At 73.4% G+C, this 10,167-nt stretch carries 9 protein-coding genes; 1 reads left to right on the top strand and 8 read right to left on the bottom strand.

The window, feature by feature from the left end:
* From EYQ95_RS25095 to egtB, 5 genes are all read right to left on the bottom strand, one after another.
* Window positions 1-1,053, bottom strand: a 1,053-nt coding sequence (locus tag EYQ95_RS25095; RefSeq protein WP_132331766.1) for a DNA topoisomerase IB, incomplete at its 3' end; no start/stop codon positions are given.
* A gap of 56 nt (window positions 1,054-1,109) precedes the next feature.
* Window positions 1,110-2,354 (bottom strand): TCR/Tet family MFS transporter, encoded by a 1,245-nt coding sequence (locus EYQ95_RS25090; RefSeq protein ID WP_132331764.1) that lies wholly within the window; start codon window positions 2,352-2,354, stop codon window positions 1,110-1,112.
* A gap of 92 nt (window positions 2,355-2,446) precedes the next feature.
* Window positions 2,447-3,448, bottom strand: a complete 1,002-nt coding sequence (locus EYQ95_RS25085; protein WP_132331762.1) for an NAD(P)/FAD-dependent oxidoreductase — start codon at window positions 3,446-3,448, stop codon at window positions 2,447-2,449.
* Entirely contained in the window at window positions 3,445-4,437 is a 993-nt protein-coding gene (gene egtD / locus EYQ95_RS25080; protein WP_132331760.1) for an L-histidine N(alpha)-methyltransferase, read from the bottom strand. The genes EYQ95_RS25085 and egtD overlap by 4 nt, the downstream gene beginning before the upstream one ends.
* Window positions 4,434-5,720, bottom strand: coding sequence for an ergothioneine biosynthesis protein EgtB (gene egtB, locus EYQ95_RS25075; protein ID WP_132331758.1), 1,287 nt, complete (start codon window positions 5,718-5,720; stop codon window positions 4,434-4,436). Before egtB ends, egtD begins: the two co-directional genes overlap by 4 nt.
* Before the next feature lie 83 nt (window positions 5,721-5,803).
* On the opposite strand from egtB, the gene EYQ95_RS25070 reads away from it, so the two are divergent.
* A complete protein-coding gene (locus EYQ95_RS25070; RefSeq protein WP_132331756.1) occupies window positions 5,804-6,952 on the top strand; it encodes an aminotransferase class V-fold PLP-dependent enzyme in 1,149 nt (382 codons plus the stop codon).
* A gap of 79 nt (window positions 6,953-7,031) precedes the next feature.
* Here EYQ95_RS25070 and folE read toward each other — a convergent pair whose 3' ends face one another.
* The 3 genes from folE to recD form a co-directional block, all read right to left on the bottom strand.
* Window positions 7,032-7,616, bottom strand: coding sequence for a GTP cyclohydrolase I FolE (gene folE / locus EYQ95_RS25065; protein ID WP_132331754.1), 585 nt, complete (start codon window positions 7,614-7,616; stop codon window positions 7,032-7,034).
* A gap of 476 nt (window positions 7,617-8,092) precedes the next feature.
* Window positions 8,093-8,554 carry a hypothetical protein gene (locus EYQ95_RS25060; protein WP_132331752.1) on the bottom strand — a complete coding sequence of 154 codons (462 nt, stop codon included), beginning with the start codon at window positions 8,552-8,554 and terminating at the stop codon, window positions 8,093-8,095.
* A 301-nt stretch (window positions 8,555-8,855) separates the two neighbouring features.
* The coding region (recD, locus tag EYQ95_RS25055; RefSeq protein WP_132331750.1) for an exodeoxyribonuclease V subunit alpha at window positions 8,856-10,167 on the bottom strand (1,312 nt) is incomplete at its 5' end.

Below are 10,167 nucleotides of genomic sequence, written 5' to 3'. Positions count from 1 at the left end.
GGCCTCGCGCCGGGCGCCGCGCAGGAAGGCCAGCGCCGCGCGTTCCCAGCCACGCGCGTTGCGCGCGCCCGCGCAGGCCTGCTGCAGCCGCCCGCTGCGCCAGGCGGCGAATACCGCCGGGTCGACATAGGCCTTGCGGCAGACCGCCGGCGTATTGCCCAGCAGTTGCGCCACCTCGCCCACCACCGCCTTCTCGACCGCGGCGAGCGCGCGTTCGCTGGCCTCTTCCGGTGGCGGGATGGCCGCGAAGCGTTCGATCGCCGCCAGCGTGCCGCCCCAGGTGCGGAAGTCCTTGGCGGTGAAGGCCTCGCCCATGGCCTCGCGCAGGTAGTCGTTGACCTGCGCCGAGCCGACCGGCTGCACGGCGCCGGCGTCGTCGACGTACTGGAACAGCGACTGCCCGGGCAGCTGCTGGCAATGCTTCATCAGCTTCACCAGCTGCGCATCGTCGAGCACGATCTCGTGCTCGAGCCCGGACTTGCCGCGGAAGCGGAACCTCGCGCGGCCGCCGCGCAGGAAACCGACGTGGCGGTTGCGCAGCGTGGTCAGGCCGAAGGAGCGGTTGCTGCGCGCGTAGCAGTCGTTGCCCACGCGGATCAGCGTGCGCGCCATCACCGAGACCACGATGGCCAGCACCTTCCCGCGCGGAAAGCCCGGCAGGCGCAGGTCGCGCGCGAGCCGGCGCCGGAGCCTGGGCAGCGCCTCGCCGAAGGCGACGATGCGCTCGAACTTGCCGTCGCCGCGCACGCTGGCCCAGTCCGCGTGGTAGCGGTACTGCTTGCGGCCCTTCGCGTCGCGCCCGGTGGCCTGCAGGTGGCCCTGCGGATCGGGGCAGATCCACACGTCGGTATAGGCGGGGGGAATGGCCAGTGCGCGGATGCGCGCCAGGGTGGCCTCGTCCGTCACCGGGCTGCCGTCCGGATGCCGGTAGGCGAAGCCATCGCCCTTCTTCTCGCGGCGGATGCCGGGCTCCGTGTCGCAGACGTAGACCAGCCCCGCCTGCCTCGCGGCGTGCAGGTTCTCGGCGGGAACGGGAGCGAGGACGGCGACCATGGATCGCCGAGCATCCGCAGCCCCGCGTCAATGACGCGGCAAACGCGCGCGGCGGTTCAGCCCGCGGTGGGTGCCGGACGCGGCGCGCGGGCGATGGCGATCAGGAGCGCGCCACCCAGCACCAGCGCCGCGAGCAGGAAGGCCGCACCGGGCTGGTAGACGGGCGCGTTCTTCCCGATGAACCAGCCGAAGGTGCCGGCAAAGAGCGCGGGCGCCACGATGCCCGCCAGGCTGACCAGGCTCATGATCGCGCCCTGCATGCGGCCCTGCACTTCCGGGCCCACCTCGCGCGTGATCAGCGCCTGCGTGGCCGGCTGCGCCAGCGCCCACAGCGCGCTCACCGGCATGGCCGCGAGGAACACCCAGGGCGCGGTGGCAAAGGCGTACACGCCGAAGCCGAACACGCCGCAGGCCAGCCCCAGCAGCAGCGTGCGCCGCTCGCCCAGGCGCTTCACCACGCGGCCCACCAGCACGGCGTTGACGATCACGCTGAGCACGCCGACCAGCGCCAGCACGTAGCCCACCTCCTTCTCCCCCCAGCCATAGCGCTCGGCGCCGAACAGCACGAACGTGCTCGGGTAGACGTAGTGCGCCATGTTCGCCAGCAGCACCACCGCGGCCAGGCCCCAGATCGCCGGGTAACGCCGCAGCAGGTGCACCGAGCCCAGCGGCCGCGCATGCGACCAGTCGAACCTCGGCGTGCGCTTTTCCTTGGGCAGCGACTCGGGCAGCACGAACAGCCCGTAGAGGAAGTTCGCCAGCGCCAGCACGGCCGCGGCCCAGAACGGCAGGCGGTGGTCGATGTCGCCCAGCACGCCGCCCATCAGCGGCCCGACGATGAAGCCCAGGCCGAAGGCCGCGCCGATCATGCCGTAGCTCTTCGCACGGTTTTCCGGCGCGGTGACGTCGGCGATGTAGGCATTGGCGGTGGTGAAGCTGGCCGAGGTGATCGCCGAGATGATGCGGCCCACCATCAGCCAGGCCAGCGAGGGCGCCAGCGCCATGAAGACGAAGTCCAGCCCCAGCCCCAGGCAGGACAGCAGGATCACCGGGCGCCGCCCGAAGCGATCGGACAGCGCGCCCTGCACCGGCGCGGTGAGGAACTGGATGGCCGCGAACACGGTGCCGAAGATGCCGATCCAGTAGGCGGCCTGCTCGGTGTCGCCGCCCACGAAGGATTCGACCAGGTGCGGCAGCACGGGAATGATCAGCCCGAACGCCAGCACGTCGATGAGCACGGTGACGAAGATGAAGGCGAGCGCGGCGCGGCGCGCGGCGCCGGCGGGTGCGGTGGCGGGCACGGAAGACCGATCGGGGGCAAACGGGCCGCGAGTCTACCGCCCGCCGGCCATGCGGCGGACCGGCATCGACGCCGGGACGGTGCCCGCGTCGCTCAGGGCGCGGCGGCGTCGCGCCGGCCCGGCGTCGCCGCGGCCTGCGTGCCCGGCGGGCTGGGCAGGGCCTGCGCGGTGTCGGCCTGCAGCTCGGCGCGCTCGCGCCAGTTGCGCGGCAGACGGTTGTGCACGGCGGTGGCGGCGATGGCCGCATGCCCCACGGCAACCGCGATCTGGTTCAACGCGCTGACCACGTCGCCCACGGCATACAGGCCGTCCACGCTGGTCTGCTGGCGCTCGTCGACCTCGATCTCGCCCTGCGCGTCGAGCCTGGCGCCCAGTTGCGCGGCCAGGTCCGAGTGCGGGCGGCTGCCCAGCGTGGGATACAGGGTGTCGAAGACCTCGCGGCGCCCGTCGTCGAACTCCGCCACGCTCTTGCCGTTCTCGAAGGCCAGCCGCGCCGGGCGCGGATACACGGCCACCCCGGCGTCGAAGGCCTTACGGGTGGTGTCCTCCGACGCCGGTGCATCGTCGCTGGCCAGCAGGCTCACGTTCTCGGAGAACGTGCGCAGAAACAGCGCATGCCCGATGCCCTCGTCCAGCGGCGCGTAGATCGCCACGCGGCCGTCGCTGGCCTCGTAGCCGTCGCAGACCGGGCACAGGCGCACCGCACCGGCGGCGATGCCTTCCTCCAGCCCGGCCAGGGGCGGCATCACGTCCTCGATGCCGGTGGCGAGGATCACGAAGCGCGCGCGCCAGCGGCGGCCGTCGGCGGCCGCGGCTTCGAAGACGTCGCCGTCCTTGCCCAGCTGCGCGATGCAGCCGTCCTCGATGGTCGCGCCGTAGCCCACCGCCTGCTCGCGCTGCTGCGCGAGCAGCGTGTCGCCGTGGATGCCGCGCGGGAAGCCCGGCGCGTTGTGGCTGGTGGGAATCCAGCGCGCGCGGCTCTTGCCGGCGTCGACCACCAGGATGCGGCGGTGGTAGCGGACCAGGTACGTGGCGCAGGTCAGCCCGCCGGGGCCGGCGCCGATGATCAGGCAGTCGAGGACGTCGTCGTTCATGCAGGTTCCAGCAGGCGCAGGCCGAAGCGGTCGGCGGGCGCGTTCCAGCGGTGCGCCACGCGCAGCCCCGCCGCGGCGGCGAGCGCGTCGAAATGCGCATCGGTGTACTTGTGGGAGATCTCGACGTGGATGGGCTCGCCCGCGTCGAGATGGAAGGCCTGTCCGGCCACGTGCACCACCTGCGCGCAGCGGCTGACGATGGAGGTTTCGATGCGGCTGCGTTCGGGCGAGAACACCGCGCGGTGCGCGAAGCGGCGGCGGTCGAAGTCGGCGCCCGCCTCGCGGTTGATGCGCGCCAGCAGGTTCAGCGTGAACGCGGCGGTGACGCCGGCGGCGTCGTTGTAGGCCGCTTCCATCTCCGCCACGTCCTTGAGCAGGTCGATGCCGATCAGCGCGCGGCCGTCGTCGCCGATGGTCTCGCGCATGGCCGCGAGCAGCTCGACGGATGCGGCTTCGTCGAAGTTGCCCAGGGTGGAGCCGGGGAAGAAGGCGAGCCTGCGCGCGGCGGGCTGCAGCGGCGGCGGGATCGGCACCGGCCGGGTGAAGTCCGCGCAGACCGGCAGCATCTGCACCTCGGGAAAGGCATAGGCCAGGCGCTGCGTGGATTCGAGCAGCATCTCGCGCGAGATCTCCACCGGCGTGTAGGCCACCGCCGAGTCGAGCCCGCCGAGCAGCAGCTGCGTCTTGCGCCCGCTCCCCGACCCGTACTCGACCACGTGCGCCTCCGCGCCCACCGCCTCGCGGATATCGCGCATCGAGGCCTGCAGCAGCGCGATCTCGGTGCGGGTGAGGTCGTACTCGGGCTGGCGGGTGATCTCCTCGAACAGCTGCGAGCCGCGCGCGTCGTAGAAGTATTTCGACGGCAGCGTCTTCGGATCCGACGACAGCCCCGCGATCACGTCGCCGCGCAGGTCGTCGGGCGTGGGGCAGAGGTCGAGCAGCACCGGCGGCGCCGGGCGATGCAGCGCGTGGCGGGCCAAGCTGTTCATGCGATGTCCTTGGCCAGCCGCAGGCCGGAGAACTGCCAGCGCGCCGAAGGCGGGAAGAAGTTGCGGTAGCTGGCGCGCAGGTGGCCCTGCGGGCTCGCGCAGCTGCCGCCGCGCAGCACCCACTGGCCGACCATGAACTTGCCGTTGTATTCGCCCAGCGCGCCGTCGAACGGGCGAAAGCCCGGGTACGGCGAGTACGCGCTCGAGGTCCACTCCCAGACGTCGCCGAACATCTGCCGCAGCCCGCTGCCTTCGTGCGCGGCCGGCTGCAGCAGGCCGCGCTCGACGAAGTTGCCGTCCACCGGCAACGAGGCGGCGGCACGCTCCCATTCGAACTCGGTGGGCAGGCGCGCGCCGGCCCAGCGCGCGAAGGCATCGGCCTCGTAGTAGGACAGCTGCGACACCGGCGCCTGCGCGTCGATGGGGCGCACGCCGCCCAGGCCGAAGCAGGTCTCGTCGTCGATCCAGTACAGCGGGCGCTCGCGCGGATGCTTCTTCAGCAGGTTCCAGGCTTCGCTCAGCCAGAGCGAGGCGTCGTGGTAGCCGCCGTCGCGGACGAACTCGCGGTACTCGCCGCAGGTGACCGGGCGCGTGGCGAGCGCGAACGCGCCGACGAGCACGCGATGGCGCGGGGATTCGAGGTCGAAGGCGAAGCCCGGCGACGCCGGCCAGCGCGGCGCGCCGGCCTCGACCACGGCCTCGTCGAAACGCTGCCAGCCCAGCGTGCCCGCGCGACCGCGGGTGGCGGGCAGGTCCTCGCGGTAGGCCGGCCTGAGCGGATTGCTCCAGAACGCGTGCAGGATGTCGGTGAGCAGCAGTTCCTGGTGCTGCTGCTCGTGCTGCAGGCCCAGCTCCACGCGTTGCATGAGGCCTTCGTGGAGTTCGTCGCGGGCGAACGCGTCCTGCATGCGGGCGTCGATGCGCTCGCGGTAGTCGAGCACCTGCGCCAGCGTGGGGCGCGAGAGCACGCCGCGGCGCGCGCGCACGTGCTGCGGCCCCACCGCCTGGTAGTAGCTGTTGAACAGCAGCTGCCAGCGCGCCTCGACCGGGCGGTAACCCGGCAGTTGCCCGAGCACGAAGGTCTCGAAGAACCAGGTGGTGTGGGCGAGATGCCACTTGGTGGGGCTGGCATCGGGCATGGACTGCACCATCGCGTCCTCGGCCGAGATCGGCGCGGCCAGCTCGCGGCTACGCGCGCGCACGGCGGCGTAGCGCGCGGCGGGCGACGCGCAGGCCGGTGCCGGCGGCGCGGAGGCAGCAGGAGGGGGCAGCGACAGTCCCATGGCCGACAGCCTCGGGCAGCGCTCGCGACGGCCCCGTGACGGGTCACGCCACGCCAGCCGGTGCACTGGCTAGAGTGGAGCGCATGCCCCTGCCCGACGACCCGCGCACCGCCTTCGTACCGGCCGGCGATGCGATCTATCTGGACACCGCCTCCAACGCGCCGCGCCTGCGCACGGTGGACGCAGCGCTGCAGGCGGCCTGGGCCGACGGCGCCAGGCCGTGGCAGCTGGCCTGGGACGACTGGGAGGCCTGGATCGAACGCGTGCGCGGGCTGGCCTCGCGCCTGTTCGATGCCGGCCACCGCGCCGCACCCGCGGGCGTGGCGCTGGTGCCCTCGGTGGCGCATGCGATGTCGACGGTGGCGGCGAACTGGCCGCTGCGCGCCGGGGATCGCATCGGCATCGTCGACGGCGAGTTCCCCTCGGCGCTGCTGCCCTGGCAGGCGCGCTGCGCCGCGACCGGCGCGCACCTGGTGGCGGTGGACCGGCGCGAGGCGACCTCCGGCTTCCTCGCCCTGCTCGAACGCGGCGACGTCGCCCTGCTGGTGCTGTCGGAATCGCACTGGCGCGACGGCCGCCGGCTCGATCTCGACCGCGTGGCCACCCGTGCGCGCGAGGCCGGCGTGCCGGTGGTGCTCGACCTCAGCCAGAGCCTGGGCGTGCTGCCCTGCGACGTCGCCCGCTGGCGGCCGGCCTTCGCCATGAGCGTGGGCTACAAGTGGTGGCTGGCGGGCAAGGGCCTGTGCGCGCTGTGGGTGGATGCCGACTGGCGCGAGCGCGTGCAGCCGCTGGAGCAGCACTGGCAGGGCCGCATGCCTGCGCAAGTCTGGCGCTTCGAGGTCGACGCGGCGCCGCCCTGGCGCCCGGGCGCGCGGCGCCTGGATGGCGGCGAGGTCGCCGAGCCGCTGCGCCTGGCGATCACCGAGGCCGCGCTGTCGCAGGTGCTGGAGTGGACGCCGGCGGCCATCGCCGCGCGCCTGGACATGCTGCTCGCGCGCCTGCAGGCCACGCTCGTGGCCGCGGGCCTGGGCGACTGGTGCGTGACGCCGCGCTCGCCCCACCTGCTGGGGCTGGCGCCGCCGGCCGCGCGTCTGGCGGCGCTGCGCGAGGCCTTCGCCCGCGAGCGCATCGTCTGCATCGAGCGCGACGGCGTGTTCCGCCTCGCACCCCACCTGCACGTCACGCCCGACGACATCGACCGCGTGGCCGCGGCCATCCTCGGCGCGGGTTAGTGACGATCCGAACCGGTCTCATGCGCGCACTGCAGCCCGCGTGCGAAGGCGATGTCCGCCCACGCTCGCGTCGCCGTGCTCAGCGCCTGCCGCGGATGAACTCGAGGAACTCGGCGCGCGTGCGCGCGTCCTCGCGGAAGCTGCCCAGCAGGGTGGACGTGGTCATCGACACGGCGCGCTTGTGCACGCCGCGGGTGGTCATGCATTCGTGGCTGGCCTCGACCACCACGCCCACGCCGCGCGGCTGCAGCACGCGGTTGATGACCTCGGCGATCTGCGCGGTCAGCTTCTCCTGCACCTGGAAGCGGCGCGCGTAGGCGTCCACCACGCGCGCGAGCTTGCTGATGCCCACCACCTTGCCGTTGGGCAGGTAGCCCACGTGCGCGCGGCCGATGATCGGCGCCATGTGGTGCTCGCAGTGGCTCTCGAACTCGATGTCGCGCAGCACCACCATCTCGTCGTAGCCGGCCACCTCCTCGAAGGTGCGCTGCAGATAGGCTTCGGGATCGGTGGCGTAGCCGGCGAACCAGTCGGCATAGGCGTCCACCACGCGGCGCGGCGTGTCGAGCAGGCCTTCGCGCGCGGGGTCGTCGCCGGCCCAGCGCAGCAGGGTGCGGACGGCGGCTTCGGCCTCTTCGCGGGAGGGCTTGTCGGACTGGGCCATGGCGGGCTCGCGGCGGCGCGGGGAGCGCATCGTAGCGCAGCGCCCGTGCCGGCCCTGCCGCGCGCGGTTGGGATGCTGCGGTGCGCGGTGGGCTGCATCCGGGCAGCACGAAGGCCGGTTTCCCGGCCTTCGGGGCTGCGGGTAGCCGTCGCAGCAGGTGGTGCCTGGCGACCAGGTCGCCCCGGGGCGTGGCGATCCGGCCCTCCGCAGGCCGGATGTCGCGTCACGGTCGAGTCGCTACCGGGTTGTGGATGCGGCACCCACCGCGTCGCCGGAGGGCGGCGCGGTGGATTCCGGCTGGGCGATCATGCGGCAGTGCCGCGTAAGCGATCGCCACCGGTCCGGCCCGCCGCAGGGCGGCGGGCGCGCTGAGCGATCACGCGGCAGTGCCGCGTAAGCGATCGCCACCGGTCCGGCCCGCCGCAGGGCGGCGGGCGCGCTGAGCGATCACGCGGCAGTGCCGCGTAAGCGATCGCTCAGCGCCCATCCTTGTCGAGGTCGCCGGGGAGGGCGCGCTCGATGTGGTGCCAGCCGTCGCGAACGGCGCCGCGTGCCTCGCTCCAGGCCAGGCGCGAGTTGGCGCGGGTCTTGTCCCAGTTGCGCTCGAGGTCGGACTCCACTTCCTCGAAGCCGCGGCCGCGGTACTTCGGATAGGTCTCGTAGCCGTACTTGTAGGCCGGCTGGTAGTCGTTCCAGTCGCGGTCGGGCTTGTAGTACTCGCGGGTGTTGTAGGTCTTCTTGAAGTGGTCTTCGTACTCGGTCGGGTTGACCGCCTCGGCGATCGAATCGCCGGCCTTCGCGCCGACCACGCCGCCGGCGACCGCGCCGACCAGGCTGCCGACCGGGCCGGCCGCCGAACCGATCGCGGCACCGGCCACCGCGCCTGCCACCGCACCCGTGCCTGCACCGATGCTGTGATCCTTCTTGACGTCGCTCATCGTGGACTCCGTGATTCCTGGGCCGCGTGCCGGGGCGGCCGCGGTCGAACCACCGTAGGCAGCGTCGGGTACAGCAGCCGTGAAGACGTGCGGCGTACGCGCGAACGGTCGCTTAACGCCGCTTGCGGGACGCACGCGCGGGCGGACACGCATGCACGGCGGTGCCTGCTCGTGGCGGGCGCCTGCAGTGCATCGCGCCGGTCGGCGCCGGCGTGGTGCGCCGGTGTGGCCTCGCACATCGGCACCGGTGCGGCCGGTTCATCCGGGCCCTCGCCGGTCGCGCAGGGCAGCGGGGGTCAGGCTACGCGGGTGGTGCCGCACCCAGCCGCCGGGCCAGGCCCGAGACGCGCTGCGCATGCCGCGCCAGTGCGGCCTCGATCACCGCCGCCGGGCCGAGCACGTGCAGCGCGCTGCGTGCGCGGGTCAGCGCGGTGTAGACCAGCTCGCGCGAGAGTACGCGAGTGTCCGCCATCGGCAGCTGCAACCAGACGGCGTCGAACTCGGAACCCTGGGCCTTGTGCACGGTCATCGCGAAGGCGCTGGTGTGCGCGGGCAGCGCGGCGGGATGGAAGGCGCGCGGGCCGTCGGGGCCATCGAACCAGGCGAGCGGCACGCCCCCCTCGCCGCGCAGGCACACGCCGACGTCGCCGTTGAACAGCTCGCGCCGCGCGTCGTTCTCGGTGACCAGCAGCAGGCGGCCGTGGAAGTAAGCCTCGCGATGCGGGCCGGCGAGCGCGAGCTCGATGCGCGCATTGAGCGTGGCCGCGCCCTGCGGCCCCTCGCGCAGGGCGGTGAGCACGCGCACGCGGTTCGCCAGGTCGAGCGCCGCGCGCGCATCGTGCACCTTGCGCAACTCGCGCCACGGGCCGAGCAGCGCATCGCGGAAGGCCAGCGGATCGGGTGCGTCCTCGTGGAAGCGCACGCCGGGCGTGCCTTCGCGCAGAGACGCAAGCGTGGCAGCTGCATCGCCGCGACGCACGGCATCGGCCACGGGCTCGAGCACCAGCGCATCGGTCTGGCGCCAGCCACGCACGAGGTGCACGCGCCGGCCCGCGAGCGGCGCCGCGTCGGACGGCGGTGCATCCGCGGCATCGGCGAGTGCGGCGAGCACGTCGCCCGCCTCCACCGACGGCAGCTGGTCGCGGTCGCCGAGCAGGATGAGGCGCGCGCCGGTGGGCAGTGCCTCGGCGAGCTTGCACATCAGCGGCAGGTCGACCATCGAGGCCTCGTCGACCACCAGCACGTCCACCGGCAGTGGGGACTTCGCGTCGAAGCGCGCACCCGTGCGCCCCGGGGCGAGGCCCAGCAGGCGGTGCAGCGTGGCGGCCTGCGCGGGCAGCGCGTCGCAGAGCGCGGCGGCAATGCCGTCGGCACGCAGCGCATCGCGCACACGGCGCACGCTGCCGGCCATGCGGTCGGCGGCGCGGCCGGTCGGCGCGGCGAGCGCGATGCGCGGCATCGGCGCGCCGCGTGCGCGCGCCTGCGCGGCGAGCAGCACCAGCACGCGGGCGACGGTCGTGGTCTTGCCGGTTCCGGGGCCGCCGGTGACCAGCAGCACCGGATGCTCGAGCGCCCGCCTGGCGCTGCAGATGATCCAGGTAGGCGAGGAATCC

It is taken from the genome of Lysobacter sp. N42 (assembly GCF_004344885.1).
The sequence above is the reverse complement of the archived record's forward strand: the minus strand, read 5'-3'. Positions and strand labels throughout refer to the sequence as shown.

Bases quoted from the DNA above. Each gene is read 5' to 3' on its own strand.
- egtD (WP_132331760.1), bottom strand. From the start codon at position 4,437: ATGAACAGCTTGGCCCGCCACGCGCTGCATCGCCCGGCGCCGCCGGTG.
- egtB (WP_132331758.1), bottom strand. From the start codon at position 5,720: ATGGGACTGTCGCTGCCCCCTCCTGCTGCCTCCGCGCCGCCGGCACCG.
- EYQ95_RS25070 (WP_132331756.1), top strand. From the start codon at position 5,804: ATGCCCCTGCCCGACGACCCGCGCACCGCCTTCGTACCGGCCGGCGAT.
- EYQ95_RS25060 (WP_132331752.1), bottom strand. From the start codon at position 8,554: ATGAGCGACGTCAAGAAGGATCACAGCATCGGTGCAGGCACGGGTGCG.
- folE (WP_132331754.1), bottom strand. From the start codon at position 7,616: ATGGCCCAGTCCGACAAGCCCTCCCGCGAAGAGGCCGAAGCCGCCGTC.
- EYQ95_RS25085 (WP_132331762.1), bottom strand. From the start codon at position 3,448: ATGAACGACGACGTCCTCGACTGCCTGATCATCGGCGCCGGCCCCGGC.